The sequence below is a fragment of the Ktedonobacter sp. SOSP1-52 genome (assembly GCF_016587395.1).
In genome coordinates, this window is the sequence record NZ_BNJH01000003.1 from 1322281 (window position 1) to 1338091 (window position 15811).

10 protein-coding genes, 1 pseudogene and 1 riboswitch are annotated in these 15811 nt (G+C 54.1%); of the genes and pseudogenes, 8 read left to right on the forward strand and 3 right to left on the reverse strand.

Features of this window, described 5'->3' with window-relative positions; translation table 11 throughout:
• Positions 1-5: 5 nt before the first annotated feature.
• Positions 6-4487: a DUF6788 family protein gene (locus JMJ16_RS31090; protein WP_201387922.1), complete on the reverse strand. Its 4482-nt coding sequence runs from the start codon at positions 4485-4487 to the stop codon at positions 6-8.
• 293 nt (positions 4488-4780) lie between these two features.
• Here JMJ16_RS31090 and JMJ16_RS31095 point away from each other — a divergent pair, with 293 nt between their 5' ends.
• From JMJ16_RS31095 to JMJ16_RS31105, 3 genes and pseudogenes are all read left to right on the forward strand, one after another.
• Entirely contained in the window at positions 4781-7096 is a 2316-nt protein-coding gene (locus JMJ16_RS31095) for an ATP-dependent RecD-like DNA helicase (protein ID WP_201387924.1), read from the forward strand.
• 220 nt (positions 7097-7316) lie between these two features.
• Positions 7317-8197, forward strand: a pseudogene (locus tag JMJ16_RS31100) (sulfurtransferase).
• Positions 8198-8381: 184 nt separating this feature from the next.
• Positions 8382-8777, forward strand: a complete 396-nt coding sequence (locus JMJ16_RS31105; protein ID WP_201371875.1) for an iron-sulfur cluster assembly scaffold protein — start codon at positions 8382-8384, stop codon at positions 8775-8777.
• A gap of 112 nt (positions 8778-8889) precedes the next feature.
• Here the strand turns inward: JMJ16_RS31105 and JMJ16_RS31110 are convergent, their stop codons facing one another.
• Both JMJ16_RS31110 and JMJ16_RS31115 read right to left on the reverse strand, forming a co-directional pair.
• A complete protein-coding gene (locus JMJ16_RS31110; protein WP_201387927.1) occupies positions 8890-9522 on the reverse strand; it encodes a uracil-DNA glycosylase family protein in 633 nt (210 codons plus the stop codon).
• The gene (locus JMJ16_RS31115; RefSeq protein WP_201387929.1) at positions 9503-10129 is read right to left on the reverse strand and encodes a flavin reductase family protein; all 627 of its coding nucleotides are present in this window, start codon (positions 10127-10129) and stop codon (positions 9503-9505) included. The genes JMJ16_RS31110 and JMJ16_RS31115 overlap by 20 nt, the downstream gene beginning before the upstream one ends.
• Before the next feature lie 441 nt (positions 10130-10570).
• A riboswitch (cobalamin riboswitch) is annotated at positions 10571-10709 on the forward strand.
• 47 nt (positions 10710-10756) lie between these two features.
• Here JMJ16_RS31115 and JMJ16_RS31120 point away from each other — a divergent pair.
• From JMJ16_RS31120 to JMJ16_RS31140, 5 genes are all read left to right on the forward strand, one after another.
• A complete protein-coding gene (locus tag JMJ16_RS31120) occupies positions 10757-11860 on the forward strand; it encodes an iron ABC transporter permease (RefSeq protein ID WP_201387930.1) in 1104 nt (367 codons plus the stop codon).
• Positions 11854-13236, forward strand: coding sequence for an ABC transporter ATP-binding protein (locus tag JMJ16_RS31125; RefSeq protein WP_201387931.1), 1383 nt, complete (start codon positions 11854-11856; stop codon positions 13234-13236). The genes JMJ16_RS31120 and JMJ16_RS31125 overlap by 7 nt, the downstream gene beginning before the upstream one ends.
• Positions 13237-13296: 60 nt before the next feature.
• Positions 13297-13878, forward strand: a complete 582-nt coding sequence (locus tag JMJ16_RS31130) for an IS607 family transposase (protein WP_236601752.1) — start codon at positions 13297-13299, stop codon at positions 13876-13878.
• A gap of 1 nt (position 13879) precedes the next feature.
• Complete coding sequence (locus JMJ16_RS31135) at positions 13880-15013, forward strand: RNA-guided endonuclease TnpB family protein (protein ID WP_201387932.1); 1134 nt, start codon at positions 13880-13882, stop codon at positions 15011-15013.
• 440 nt (positions 15014-15453) lie between these two features.
• The gene (locus tag JMJ16_RS31140) at positions 15454-15741 is read left to right on the forward strand and encodes a MoaD/ThiS family protein (protein ID WP_201371880.1); all 288 of its coding nucleotides are present in this window, start codon (positions 15454-15456) and stop codon (positions 15739-15741) included.
• The last annotated feature ends 70 nt before the right edge of the window (positions 15742-15811 follow it).

Genomic DNA, 15811 nt, shown 5'->3' on the forward strand with positions numbered 1-15811 from the left:
AACGCTTAATCTCGTGAGACAGCGCTTTGTGGTTTGGAACTATACTCTAGAGACGTTAGTAGTTGCTCGATTGCAAAAAGATCACGCGTGGCGTGGCTGCTGGCAAAGAGGTCTCGGGCCTGATGAAGAGCGACCAATGCCTGCTCTGTTGTGCTCTGGGTCAGGCCTGGCTGAGGGGAGCGTTGGAGCAGTGAGAAGCCGTGGCTGGCCAGGGTTCGGGCATAGTCCAGGCGTAGCTGATGCTCCTGACAGAGCTGTAGTGCCTGTGCAAAGTAGTGATCACTCTGGGCATAGTTCTGGCGTGTACTCTCGATCTGCCCAAGCAGGCAGTAGGCACGCTCAAGAGCGGTCTGTATCTGATTATCCTGGGCCTGTTCTAGTATTGAGTGTGCTAGCCGGGTGGCTGTGGCCCAATCGCCACGCACGAAGTGCAGCTTTGCCAGGAGAAAGTTGCCCTCCAGAAGCATTTCACGTTCGATCTCCTCTTGATTCTGGGGGGTGACCGCGCGCTGGAGTGTCTGGGACACCTGGCGTAGCAGGCGTTGTTCTTGTGGCGTAGAGGGTGATTGTGGCTGCCCTGGGTGAAAGGCGTTGGCCTGATGTAGGCGCAGTTCGCCTAGCTTGAGGAGCGCATAGCGAGCGTTACGTGTACTTTTGATGCCACGACTGATACGCAGCGCTTGCAGCAGATAGGTACGTGCCCTATCCAGGTCCCCTTTATCGATTTGGATGCCTGCCATTTCAAGCGTAAACCAGTTGAGGTTATCGTCGTTCTTGACTTGCTCGCATGTGGCGATACAGCGGAGCAGCAACTGCTCGGCCTCCAGCAGGTCTCCATTCTGATGTGAAAGCTCGCCAAGATTGCCCAGGCCCAGGGCCACGATGGGCAGCTCTTCAATGCGTTCGGCCAGCTCAACCGCGCGTCGCAAGTACTTACGCGCTTCATTATGCTCACGCCTGAGCATATAGACGGCGCCAATATTGTTGCAGGTGACAGTCTGGTGGGAGACCAGTCCAGCCTGTTCAAAAATCTCAAGCGATTGAAACAGGTGGCACAGGCTTTCCTGAGTATCTCCCATGCATATTTCGACGGTACCCAGCCGCTCATAGGCGTAACCCAGCTCGACTGGATCACCACTTAGCGCGCGCTCAATGCGGGTCTGTGGTTGCACTATCTGTGGCGCTTCGGAGGATGTAGATAGTGAATAGGGATATATACCGGGCAGCCAGTAGCCATCGTGCTGCCTCTGCCCCGCCAGCGGAATTGCCGCTGAGAGAATCTCCAGAGCTTCTTGTAGTAAGCGCTGAGCTTCCTCAAAATGTCCGAGTAAGCGTAGCAGGGCCGCGTACTGCGATTGAAGACTTGCCCAGGTTATTCCGCTAATAATGCCTGCTTCTTGCATCACAACGCGTCCTCGAATAAAGCACTCCTGGGCCAGGCGATAATTTCCGGAGGATGACCAGGTATAGCCGATCATGCGCCAGAGGAGGGCGCGAATCTGAGCTTCCTGATAGGCCTGGTCTGCTTGTGGCATATGGGAGGGATAGGCACGTTGCATAAAACTATAGTCGGTGCGGATCGAGAGTATGCTATGATAGCATGCACGTGCGACCTCATAATTCCCTAAAACCAGATTGCACTCGGCGATACGCTCAAGGACGCGGCACACACGGAGCGGGTCTTCAACCGCTTTCTCCAGAGTGCGCGAGGCGATATGGCCTATCTGGTGCACAATGTCTTCGGTCTCGGCCTCATGAATAGGCATATAGGCAATGGCATAGAGAACCTGGCGATAAAAGTTTTGCGCCTCGGGATAAGCTGCCAGGGCATAGGCGTGATGGCCAGCTAATTCAGCATAATGGCCAATCTGCCTGATCTCGCCGCCACCACGTATAAGATGGTAGAGAATATCGGCCGCCAACTTCTCCTGGGGGGCCATACTATTGGCGCTCTTAATCGCTTCAACCGCACGCCGATGAAACTGCGCTCGCCGTGCCGCTGAGAGGCGCTCATAGAGATGACTGATGATAAGCGGATGCCAGAAGTGATAGGTAATATGCGCCCCATTCCCCTCTTCCGTCAACAGTCCCGCCTGCAATGCCTCGTCGAGGAGATCTAGAATCATGTCCTCACTGTGCTCGCTTGCCATTGGTAGCAGCAGATTCAGCTCAAAGGAGCCACCAAGCACAGCGGCCCTGTTAAGCAGTGAACGGCAGTTGGTGCTTAGCCTATGGAGGCGGCGTTCAAGGACGGCAAAGATGCCCTCTGGTAGGGCTGAGCTAGCGAGCTCTCCTCTGATGTCCTGTTGCAGCGTAGGCTGTAAGGAGGCCCCTTTGAGGAGGGCGTCTGGTGATCCTGAGAGGGCGTGTTTGCTTATGGGAATAGTTACGAAGCGAGCAAGCTCCTCGGCGAAAAAAGGATTGCCGGCTGCCTGCTGTTGAATCGTATGCACCAGGTCTCGAGGCAGGTAGGAGACAAGCGTTCCGATCTGGTCGCTAGAGAGCGGGGCGATCGGGAGATTGACCAGGGCCTGTTCCCGGCAGAGGTCCGCATTCATCGTCCGAATTTTATGCTGGGCGGTGAGCTCTTTGTCGCGACAGGTAGCGATGACGAGGATATGCTGTTGGCGGAAGTGATGAATAAGATACGTGAGCAGGTCCAGGCTGCTATCGTCCGCCCAGTGAAGATCATCCAGGACCAGGAGGAGCGGTGCCACCTGGCTTAAGCTCTCAAGGAGGTGTAAGGTGGATTCCCACAGGTGCAGGCGATCCTGTTCAAGTGAAATCGCCGAGGGTGGCGGACTGGGATTGGTGAGAGGCGTAATCTGTGAAAGCTCAGGCAGGAGTGTACTGAGCTGTTCCAGGTGTAATGAGAGTTTGAGAGGCTCTGAGGTTGCTGGTTCAAGTGTATGATAGGGGGAATCTGCATAGATGGGAGCAAGCTCTGGAATGCTTTGCAGGAGTGTGCGGAGCAACTCGATCCAGGGGCGATAGGGAATCGTAATTTCTTGTTCAAAGGAGCGGCTCCAGGCGACGGTCCAGCCCTGGGTGTAGGCTTCCAGGCTTAGCTCCTCTGCCAGGCGTGTCTTCCCAATACCAGCCTCGCCTTGAAGCATGAGGAAATGTGGGACACGCCGTAGTGGTTGAGTCTGTGCGAGAGGAAGGGAGGATGCCTCTACGAAGACTAACTGCGGTTCTGCGCTTGTAATGGCGTGCATAACGTTGCGCAGTATCTCCTGTTCGTGTCCGCGGCCAATTAAGGGACTTCGATTGTGGCGGCTCAGCTGGAAGGATGGGCGCGCGAAATGTAAGGTCGAGGTAGCTGTGAGCGTATGGAGTACATGGGCCATGGTGGCTGGCTCTTGCTGGGGAGCTGCCTCTGGCCTGGGTATGCCCGATGTAGGGGAAGCAGGTACCGCAGGCATAGGGGGAGAGGTGTTCCCAGCAAGGAGAGGAACTTGCCCCTTGAGAAGGGCCTCATAGAGCTCTGTAGTCTCAGGGAGTGGCTCGCCCTCATATTCATTTTCTAATAACTTAACATGCTGAATATAGGCTTGTAGCGCCTCCCCACGGCGATCCATATGTGTAAGCAAGATCATCAGGCGTTGGAGCGCGATCTCATTGGTCGGTTCGACGGTGCGTAAACGGTCCAGCGCCTCAATGGCATTGATGGGCTTTTCTTCTGCGATATAGAGTTGGGCCAGGCGTAGCAACATACCTACCCAGGTCCGCTGTAAAGCATCCCGCCGTGGCGTGGCCCACTCGGAATAGAGTTCTTCCAGTAAATAGCTCCCTGCATAGAGGTTTGCGGCCTCTTCTAGCCGTTGCAGAGCTATCTCCTGGTCTGTGGCTGCGCTGGCCTCCTTGACGCGCTGCTCAAAGGCCTCGGCATCAACCCAGATGCGTGAGCTATCGGCAAGCTCTAAAATGTCGCGCTCGAGGCGGAGCATACGCGAAGTGGCGGGGCGCTCCAGGTCAGGCTCCAATATCTGGCGTAGCTCATGAACGGCACCATTGAGGCGATTTGCGGCAATCTCAGCCTCCAGGTCAGGCCAGAGATGATATCTGATCTGTTCGCGATGCATTCTACGACCTGGGCTGCTCAGCAGATAGCCTAGCAGGGAGCGTGCGCGTTTACGATGCCAGGTACGGCTCTCTACTGGTTCCCAGGCGTCACCTTGTTTACGCATGATGCGATACTGCCCAAGCAGATATACCCGAAGAACTGGTTCTGCCTGGGATAGATCTGAGGAAGATGGAAGAGCAGGGGTCTCTAGTGGAGTGTCCTTTGCGTGTGCGAGCTCTAGTGCGATCTCTGGTGGCAGTTTCGCGCCGATATAGCGGCTGACTGTACGCCCTTTTTCACTCCAGTAGGCATACCAGTAGGGGCCGTGACCTGCACCTTCTCGGCATTTCCGGCAGCGTTCTTTTCCACACCGCGTGTACTGTTGACGATATGTCACTTTTCCGCTGGGTTTTCCACTCATAACAAACTGTTCACTTGCGATCTGCCGTAATGGCAAGTAGAGTGATGCAATACAAGGACAGGGTGTCGCTGTGGGTAAGGGATGCATTAGCTATTATATCCTAAGTCATCCTTTCTCACAACAACGTAGCTAAATATAGCAACAATGCGTATAGGCATAAATGACGCTTTTGTTAGCAGTGTATAAATGCTCCTTCCCCTGTGCTAAGATAGGGGTGTAGAAAGAGAAGGATGTTTGCACTGATTGCTTACTCTAGATACCGCAAACCAGCGGGCAATGTGGAATAGGTTTGTATGGCAACGCTTGAAGGGTCTGTAGAAAATATCGTCTTTCGTAACGAAGATAACCACTATATGGTCGCGCGTTTTCGTCTCAACAGCAACAAATTATTTCGGGACGATTTGACAACCATTGTGGGCGTCTTGCCTGGTGTACATGTCGGCGAGTTGTTATCGCTTGAGGGGGAGTGGGAGCACGATCCGCGCTATGGGCGCCAGCTGCGTGTGACGAACTTTACCCAGCGTCTCCCCTCATCGCCTGAGGGTATTCTCCGCTACCTGAGTTCGGGCCTGGTCAAGGGCATTGGACCAAAGAAGGCGGGCTTGATTGTTGATCACTTTGGCGAGCAGACACTGGCCATCCTTGAGCAGCAGCCAGAGCGTCTCGGCGAGGTGAAGGGTTTGAGCCTGCGTGACCGCAATCAGATTATCCATACCTGGCTGGAGCAGAGCGAGATCAAGGAGCTGCACCTCTTTTTGCAGTCGCACGAGGTCTCCATCAATCTAGCAACACGTGTGTATAAGCAATATGGCCGCGAAGCGATTCAAGTAATTCGCGCGAATCCTTATCAATTATCTGAGGATGTGTATGGCATCGGGTTCCGCACGGCGGACGAGATCGCCCTGAAACTAGGGCTACCTGCTGATAGTGTCGCGCGCCTAGCCTCGGGCTTGAAATATGTGCTGGCCCAGGCCGCCAATGAGGATGGGCACTGTTTCCTGACCGAGCGTGATTTGCTGTTGCGGGCCTCCGATGAGTTGCGTATTGCGCCAGAAACGCTTGACCATGCTCTACAAGCCTCGCGCGACGACAAGGATCTCTTTCTTGAACCCGCTCACCAGGATCTTCAAGCCGCGAAGCACTCAATAAACCATGAGAGCCTGCTTGAGGAATCATCAGCTTCCCAGGCTCACGTCTATTACGCTCCCTTCTGGTATGCTGAAAATGGCTCTGCGCGCCTGTTGAAGTCTCAGATGCAGGCGCCCAGTCACCTGCCACCGGTCTCCCAGCAACTCTGGGAGAACGTCTTCCAGTTGCTCAAACAGCGGCGCAATATGCTTCTAACGGACACGCAACGCCAGGCGGTACAGCAGGCCTATACACAGAAGGTTTCCATTCTGACTGGTGGCCCTGGTACTGGCAAATCAACCTCTATTCGGGCGCTGCTGATGCTGCTCCGCAATCGAAAAGTTGATGTGGCCCTGGCAGCGCCCACGGGCCGGGCTGCCAAGCGCCTGAGCGAGGCGACTGGCACCCAGGGCACAAGTCTTGAGGCCAAGACGCTGCATCGCCTGCTGGAATATACCCCGCATGATAATAGCTATCAGCGCAACGAAGACCATCCCCTGCCACATCAATTTGTGATCGTCGATGAGTTCTCCATGGTCGATATCTTGCTGTTCTACCATCTCCTCAAAGCCCTGCCGCGCAATGCCCATCTCCTGCTTGTTGGTGACGCGGACCAACTACCATCCGTGGGACCAGGCAACGTGTTGCGCGATCTGCTCAGAAGCGAGGTTATTCCCGTGGTACGCCTGACGGAACTCTTTCGCCAGGCCCAGCAAAGCAAGATCATCGTGAGCGCTCACCAGATCAACAATGGGCAGATTCCCTCGCTCAAGGTCGAGCCACACAGTGACTTCTTTTTTATGCACGAGGAGGACCCGGCACGTGGTCAACACCTGCTGATTGACCTGGTAAAGCGCCGTTTGCCTGCGCGCTATAACTTTCACTCCCTGACAGACATCCAGGTGCTCTCTCCCATGTACAAGGGAGCCATGGGTGTCACCTTGCTCAACGAGAAGCTACAGGAGAGCCTGAATCTCAATACGCATGTCCAGGTTGAATGGGGAGACCGTGTCTTTCGTATTGGTGACAAGGTCATGCAGACGCGCAATGACTATGATAAGGGCGTTTTCAATGGCGACGTGGGCTGGATACGCGCCATTGATAAGGAGAACTCCACGGTCAAAGTTGAGTTTGTAGAGGAGGCAGGACCGCTTTTTGTCAGCTATGCCTTTCATGAGTTGGACGAAGTGGTGTTGGCCTACGCGGTGACCGTGCATAAGAGTCAGGGGAGTGAGTATCCCGTGGTGATTTTGCCGCTTTATCGTGAGCATCGTATGCTGCTCCAGCGAAATTTGTTATATACAGCAATTACGCGTGCCAAGCGATTTTGTGTCATCATAGGGCAGCCGCAGGCGCTGGAGATGGCAGTCCGTAACGACCGGGTGGCACTACGGAACACCGCTCTGGCCGAACGTCTTGAGCATCTCTTTCGGGGTACACATAACGACTTGTTTAATTCCGAGTTGGATAGTAGAATATAACGAGTGTCCATTTTGTTATCCCTGGTAATGTATGGACGTTATCGGGCATGCTTTGAGACGTTTCATCCTATGGCAACCATTGTATTCTCATACAGAAACTAACCCCCATTTGGGGGCACGCGCCACTCTCGTGGCTAGCGCTCCGCGCTCAGGGTTTCTGAGAGGAAGCTTGAAGCGTTTGCTATAGATTTTATAGGTATTTTGAGGAAGGGTTTGACATATGTCAGGAACAGAACAGACTAGTGCGGCTGTAAATGCGGCCTCCGGGTACGCGCATCCAGAGGTATTGGTTGAGACAAGTTGGGTTGCTGAGCATCTAGAGGATGACTCAATTCGCATTATCGAGGCTGATGAAGATGTCTTGCTGTACGAGATTGGTCACATTCCAGGGCGGTGAAGCTTGACTGGCATGTGGATGTGCAGGATAGACTCTCGCGCGATTTTGTTGATCAGCAGGAATTTGAGCGCTTGATGAGCCGCTGGGGCATTACCAATGATACCACGATTGTGCTGTACGGTGACAAGAACAACTGGTATGCCTGCTATTCATTCTGGCTCTTCTCGATGTATGGGCATACGAAGATGAAGATTATGAACGGTGGCCGCACAAAGTGGGAGGCCGAGAAGCGTCCTCAGACCAAAGCGGTGCCGCAGATAACTCCTTCTACCTATCATGCGCAGCCTGCCGATGAGACACTTCGTGCCTATCGCGAAGATGTGCTGGCTGGCCTCAAAAATCCTGGACGTCGCCTGGTGGATGTACGTTCACCACAGGAGTACACGGGCGAACTTATTCACATGGTCAACTATCCCCAGGAGGGCGCGCAGCGTGGTGGACATATCCCTGGTGCGAAGAGCATTCCCTGGGGCACAGCAGCCAACGCCGATGGCACCTTTAAGTCAGCTGAGGAGCTACGCCAGATTTATGGCAGCAAGGATGTCACACCCGATGCCGAGGTCGTGACCTACTGCCGCATCGGCGAGCGCTCCGCCTATACCTGGTTCGTGCTGACCAGGCTGCTGGGCTATCCTCGTGTACGCAACTATGATGGTTCCTGGACCGAGTGGGGAAACCTGGTGCGCTCTCCTATCGAGAAATAGAGCAGTAAGCCGATAACAAGAAGGTATAAGCCATAAATTATTGCAGGGAGTAGCGATAGCCAGCAAAGTGGAGAGGGCCGCGTCTCTCCCCCAGAGGCGGGTATCGCTGCTCTTTGCGTTGCAAGATAGATGCAAGGAGCAGGCAACCCAAAGAGCCTGTTTCAGTCCCAAGGAGGCTTCCTACATGGATCGTCAAGAGGCGATTGAGTTTCTGCTTGATCACTACGAAAATCCGCGCCACAATCATGCTGTAGAGCAACCAGATGTTAGCCTGAGCGGCGGTAATCCTGGTTGTGCCGACGTGATCACTATGCAAGCTCGTTTTGGGCAGGATGGCAAGCTGGAGGATATTGGCTGGGAGGGCGAGGGTTGCACCATCAGTCGGGCCGCAGCCTCGTATGTCACTGAGCTGGTTGAGGGGTTGACCCCTGAAGAGATTGAGGCCCTTAGCTTTGAGGACCTGATGGATCAGCTTGGGCGCGAACTGGTCATGACGCGCCCGACCTGTGCTACTCTGGCGCTAGGAACACTTAAGAAGGGCGTGCATGAGTATCATATGCGCGAGCGGGCGAAAGAGTAGCCTGTTTGCAGCGCACTGCTACAAGCAAGAAGCATAATCAAAAAAGGCACGATTCACTGAGGAGGAGAGGGCGGATGACGAATGTGGATGAGTCGTGCCTTTTGGCGTTAGCTTATAGTTCATACTCTATGCGCCATTGTGCAAGCAACTGCAATGCCTGTTGAAGGAGTTGCTGGTGCTGGAGATCATTGAGCCAGCGACTCACGCCTGAGGGATGAGGAAGGGGCAAGAAGAGAGTGCCATGATGTTCGCTATAGGTGCCAATGAGATCTTCGAGCCTCGTTTTTCCAAAAAAAGTTTCAATCGCCATGGTTCCCACCAGGAGCACGACGCGTGGCTGAACGAGGCGCAGTTCGGCGTCGAGAAAGGGGCGACAAAGCTCAGTTTCCTGGCGCGAGGGCTTGCGGTCGCCATTGCCACGGGGATTTTTCCCTGGATCACAGTGTGTGAGTGAGCTCAAATACGCATGCTCATAGAGATAGCCCGCGGGGAAGCCTGCTTGCTCTAGCCAGCGTTGGAGAAGAAGACCTGCCGGACCACTCCAGGGTTTATTATTGGCGACTGAGCGGTGTCCAGGAGCCTGTCCAATGACGAAGACCTGGTCGGCTACCCGACCGCTGACGATAGGTTGGGCGCAGGGAATATAGCCTGCCTCCTGGCAGCGTCGACAGGCCTTGATCTGTGTTTGCAGGACCTGGAGTTCCTCTTGCCTGGAATGTAATGTATTAGTTGGATCCATCTTCATGGGCGGTCCCGGTCGTAGTTAGCGTTGGCTTGCGTTGTAGATTTCCAAGATGCCGATATTGCCCTTGATAATAGAGCAGTGGAGATGGATCTGCATGCTGGCTAGAGCCATTCTGCCCATTAGCTATGGCTGCATCATAGTGCTGGTCAAAGCCATCCTCCACGAAGAGTGTGCGCTCGGCCGTTCCCATTGCCGCGACCTGTCCCAGAAAAATGCTGTGATCACCACCAGGATATTCCGCGACGACGCGTGCATCAATGAATGCCAGCGTTTTGTCGAGAATAGGCGCACCTGTTACCGCGGTATGATGCGTCGCGTTACAGAAAAAGTCGAAGCGCTCAGGGCTTGAGGTGGCAAAGCAGTTGGAAAGCTCTTCTTGCTGTTGCGTCAGCATGTTGACAGCAAAGACTTTGCTATCGCGAATCAGGGGGAGTGTTTGACTTTTGAGATCCACACAAATCAGAATCAGGGGCGGCTCAAGCGAGACGGAGCAGAATGCGTTCACGGTTAAGCCGCCCAGAACCTCTTGATGACGCGTCGTGACGACGGTAACGCCAGTGGCAAAGCGACCCATTACCTGTCTAAAAAAAATTTTTTCTAATGCCATTAACTTATCCTCATAAAGCATATATATGTGCTAAGCATGCCTGCTGGCTCTTCATTGAACGCGGGTAGTGGCTCTTCTTCCCTGTCATGAAAGCGATGACGCTGCTCCCAGCTGCCAGGATGGCTACTTCTGACTAGTTGTAGTATCCTGCCTGCCCTGATTCTTGTCAACTGTACCTAAGTTCAGGCACCCACGTTACTTCCGGGCATGAGACCTCATGCATTGACACAGGTAAAAATGATTGCCTATACTTAATTATTCGTATCAAACCTGGTACTTTCGTAGTTCTCGTCGATATGATCTTATTCCGAAACCCATCCCCATTCAGGGACAAGCCTTCACTTGCGTGTCTAGCGCTTCGCGCTCAGGGTTTTCGGATCAGAAGTATGTGTTGTTGTGCTGTGAAAGGGCGTGTGCCTATGGAAGCAGGCAGCAATGCGCAGGGAAGATGGTGTGAAACCGTCGCAGTCGCGCTACTGTAACTGGTGAGTTGCTCTCCCTCTTCGTAAGAGGTTATGCCACTGTCTAGCAGATGGGAAGGCAGGTAGAGCCGCGCTATAAGCCAGGAGCCAGGATACCTGTATTCGACCAGGACAGAGAGGTTCCTTCGCGTGTAAAAAGGATCTCATGAAAACGCTTTTTCCTGTCTCTCCTAAAGAGAGCCTGCCTATGCCGCCTCCTGTAGGGCATCGAAGGTCATCGGCAGTCGTCTATGGCCTGCTTATCGTCCTTTTGCTAGCTGCAATGTTGCTAGCGGTCAGCCTTGGCTCGACACCTATTCCCCTCGTTACAATTGCACAGGTGATCGTGAATGGAACGGGTCTATTTCATTTTCAGCCCACCTGGGATCCCAGCGTCGAAATTATTATCTGGCAGTTGCGTATGCCCGTGGTGGTGGGAGCGGCCCTGGTGGGAGCCGCGCTCGCGGTCGCAGGCGTCCTTTTTCAGGGGCTTTTGCGTAATCCCCTGGCGGACCCCTTTCTTATCGGTACCTCGTCAGGCGCGGCCCTGGGGGCGACCATCTCCTTTGTCTTGCCGGTCGCGGCGCTCTATGATACCTTCTTTCCCCTCACGGCTATCCTGGCGTTTATAGGGGCGCTTGCGACGGTGCTATTTGTCTATAGTATCGCACGCGTGGGCGGTCGGACTCCTGTAGTGACGTTGCTGCTGGCGGGTGTCGTCGTTAATTCGGTGATGGTGGCGTTGCAGACCTTGCTTTTGACGCTCTTCCCACGTAATGACTTCTCCTTGCAATCGCTGTTTAACTGGCTCTCCGGTGGGATCGCGGTCACTGGCTGGTGGCAAGTTCTGCTGGTGGGGTTGCTGGTCCTCATCGGGTTACTTGTGGCCTCGCGCCTGACGCGTGTGCTGGATGTTTTTGCGCTTGGGGAGGAGAGCGCGGCCTTCCTGGGTTTGCATGTCGAGGGCTACAAATTTCTCCTGGTTATGCTGGCCTCACTGATTACCGCTGCCGCGGTCTCTATTAGTGGCCTGATTGGCTTTGTGGGGCTGGTTACTCCGCATGTCATGCGCTTATTACTTGGTCCACGGCATCGCGTTTTGCTGCCCGCCTCAGCGCTGGGGGGCGCGATCTTTCTTGTAATCGCGGATTTGCTGGCGCGGACTCTGATTGCCCCGACCGTGCTCCCTGTGGGCGTCTTTACCGCCCTGGTTGGTGCTCCGTTTTTCCTGTTTCTGTTGCGTAGGCGAAGGAGGGAGTATCAATGGTAGCGTTCGAGAATGGACATCAGCAGCAGCTCCTTGAGGCACGCCATGTCTCCTTTGGCTATAGCGAGCAGGCGTTGTTATATGATGTCTCCCTTGCGGCTTCTTCGGGAGAGATGATTGCTCTTTTAGGTCCTAACGGCGCCGGCAAAACTACTTTGTTGCGCTTACTCAGTGGCGTCCTGCGTCCACAGCGTGGAGATGTTCTCCTCCAGGGGCGAGCTGTGCATGCCTGGGGACGGCGAGAGGTTGCGCGCCGCGTGGCAGTGGTACCCCAGGACTTGCAGATGCCCTTTGCCTTTACCGTTGGGCATATGGTAAGCATGGGACGCACCCCCTTTCAATCCACGTTCTTTGCCTCCTCCACCAAAGAGGATGATGCAATCGTGCAGGAGGCAATGGAGACCGCTGGCGTGGGAGATCTGGCCCAGCGCGTCTTTAATGAGCTTAGCGGAGGCGAGCGACAACGGGTGATGATCGCCATGGCCCTGGCTCAGCAGCCATCTGTCTTATTGCTCGATGAGCCAACGGCTCACCTGGATATCAGGTACCAGATCGAGACCTTAGAGCTGGTGCAGCGGTTGCACCAGCAGCGTGGAGTGACAGTGATTGCAGCCATCCATGACCTGAACCTGGCGGCGCGTTATTTCCCACGCTTGCTGCTCTTTCAGCGTGGAATCGTTGCCGATGGCTCTCCAGCGGAGGTGCTGGCACCTGCCCTGCTCAAGAAGGTCTATGGTGTTGCCGTGCAGGTTGGAATTATGCGTGGCTCCGTCCACCTGAGCGTTCTGCCGCCGGGCGAGGAACCCAGAAATCCGCAGAAGGAGGTCAACTCCCGGATCCATGTCATCGCCGGAGGTGGATCAGGCGAGGTGCTGATGCGTGCCCTCGCTGACGAAGACTACGCCTTCAGCGCGGGCGCATTAAATGTTGGCGATAGTGATCATACCCTTGCGCTGCGCCTGGCTGACGAAGTCGTGACCGAGCAACCTTACGCACCGATATCTGAAGCGTCGCTTCAACGGGTCCGTCGCGCCTTGCAGCGCGTCGCGTTGCTGATCCTCTGTCCCGTGCCGATTGGTCCAGGAAACCTGGCTTTAGTGCAAGAGGCTGTGGCGGCAGCCCAGAGCGGTATTCCGGTGCTGTTGCTAGAGGCGCCAGAGTCTCAGGAGAGCGTTTGCGTGTCTCCTACTCCTGGAGATGAACACTCACCATCATGGGCGGCGCGTGACTATACAGGGGGCCAGGGAGCTATGCTGCTTGAAGAACTCAAGCGCCTGGGTGCGGTTACACTTCCTACCGTACAGGATGTGTTGGAGTGGTTACGCCAGCACCTGGCCGGTGAGGCGTTTACAGACGCGGCCGACTCGGCTGCGCTGTAGGGTGATTTAATAGCTAAACAAAATATTGACATTTAGGGATATTTATGGCATTATATCCCTATGAGATTAAGTGCCTATGCGAAACAAATGGGTGTCACCTATAAGACGGCGTTCCGTTGGTGGAAGGCTGGCAAGCTTGACGCCTATCAACTGGATACCGGAACCATTATTGTTCGTGATTCCGCCACCGTGCAAGATACGAAGCAAGTGGCGCTCTACGCTCGTGTGTCCTCTGCCGATCAGAAAGAGGATTTAGAGCGACAAATGCAACGGCTCAAAGACTATGCTGCCGCACATGGCTATCAGGTGACGAAGACCGTTAGTGAGCTGGCATCGGGACTCAATGAGAAGCGCCCCAAGTTGATGAGGCTGCTTACCGATCCAAGTGTTGGTATTGTGGTCATTGAACATCGGGATCGACTTACCCGCTTTGGTTTCAACTATATTGAGCAGTTGATGCAGATGCAAGGTCGGCGCATCGAGGTGATCTTCCCAAGTGATACCGATAACGACTTGGTCGATGATTTCATTGCCGTTATCACCAGTATGGCAAGCCGTATCTATGGACGACGTCCTTCCAAACGGCGAGCGGAGAAGATGAAGCACTGCGTTGAGCAGGCCATGCAAGAAGAGGATGCGTAACATGCAGGTGAGTCGAGGCTACCGGGTGGAACTAGATCTCAACAATGCGCAAGTAACGGCATGCCGCAAACATGCCGGTGCTGCTCGCTGGGCTTACAACTATGGCTTGCGCCGCAAACAGGAAGCCTACAAGGCGGGCGAGAAAACGCCCACCGCCATTGACTTGCATCGAGAGATCAACGCCCTTAAAACCTCCACACCCTGGATGTATGAGGTCTCAAAATGCGCCTTTCAAGAGGGATTGCGCGACCTGGACGAAGCCTTTAAACACTTCTTTCGCAAGTGTCGTCTGAAGAAAGAGGGCAAATGGAACGGCAAGTGTGGGTATCCCAAGCTCAAAAACAAGAAAAAAGCCATCGGCTCAGCACGCTTTACCGGAACGATGAAGGTCTATCCTGATGCGATCCAGTTACCGCGCCTGGGACTGCTCCGGCTCAAAGAGCGTGATTCCCTTCCCATGAATGAGAAGGTCAAGAGTGCCACAATCAGCGAAAAGGCTGGACGCTGGTATGTTTCCATTGTGGTCCAGACCGAGCAAGCCGAACCAGCAGAGGCAACTGGTCCAGTCATTGGCGTGGACCTGGGACTCAAGATGCTGGCAGTGGTCTCGGATGGACGCACTTTTGCCAATCCCAAGGCCCTCCGCAAGAAGCTCAAGGCCTTAAAACGGGCTTCTCGTCGGCATTCGCGTACAAAGAAAGGCTCGAAGAACCGCGAAAAAGCCAAACACCGCTTAGCGCGATTGTACGCACGGATTGCCAATGTTCGTCAAGACGCCCTGCACAACGTCACCTCAGCATTGGTAGCGAAAACCAAGCCCGATGCTGAACGCCCGTCGATGATCGTGCTAGAGGACCTCAACATCTCAGGGATGCTCAAGAATCGCAAACTCGCCAGAGCGATAGCGGATGTCGGCATGCATGAGTTCAAGCGTCAAGTGCTCTACAAGGCGGCGTTTGCAGGTGTACAGGTCAAACTCGCCTCACGTTGGGAACCCTCATCGAAGACATGTCATGCGTGCGGATGGGTGAAAGAAGACCTGACGCTTGCGACCCGCGTGTTTGTGTGCGAGGACTGTGGCATGGTCATGGATCGGGACTTGAACGCCGCGTATAACCTTGCCGCATTAGCATAGCAGAATTTTCGCATGTACCGTGAGTTACACGGGAACAATGACGCCTGTGGACATCATGTCAGACTGAGGACCCTCAGCAGTGGTGGCGGAAGCAGGAACCAGACATCAGTTATGGCTTGTCCATAATTGTCTAAGTTCTGGATAACGGAGAACCTTATTCTGTGGTCGTAGAACAGATTGTTGGAGGGTGTCTCTACTTTTGTAGAGAGACACCCTCTAGCATGTTATATGTGCCCCCCCTTGCATTTCATGCCTTCTCCCCATATACTTGCTGTAAGTTTTTCCAAAAGTGAGCCTGTGTCAAAGGACAATCGGCTTTATTGAGGTACTTCGCCTTGTTGAATGGGGCGGCTACTCTTTGTGCAAGTACTTCATAAGCGCTATGGGTTGTCTCGCTACCTCGTCGCCAGAAATAAGGTCAAAAACAAGGATACATATGTATGGCTGAAGAACAAAGAACGGTCACGTTGCGCCTACCATCTACCTTGAGCGCCTATAGTGGTGGGAAGAGTCAGATTGCCTTGCAAGCGAGCACTGTCGAAGAGCTATTAGCGCAGCTTAAGCAGCACCATCCAAGTATTTGGGAGTGTTTGTGTACAGAGCAGGGACAGGTAAAGCAGCACGTTACTATTTTTGTCAACAACGAAGTGATCCGCGATACTGGTAACCAGCAAATCTCCTTGAAACCGGGCCAGGAAGTTATTGTCCTACCCACGTTTGGCGCCTAAAAAAGCTCTGGGACGCCTTTGGGTCCATTCTCTTCCAGATGAGCATGATATACTCTGTATAAAGTATTTG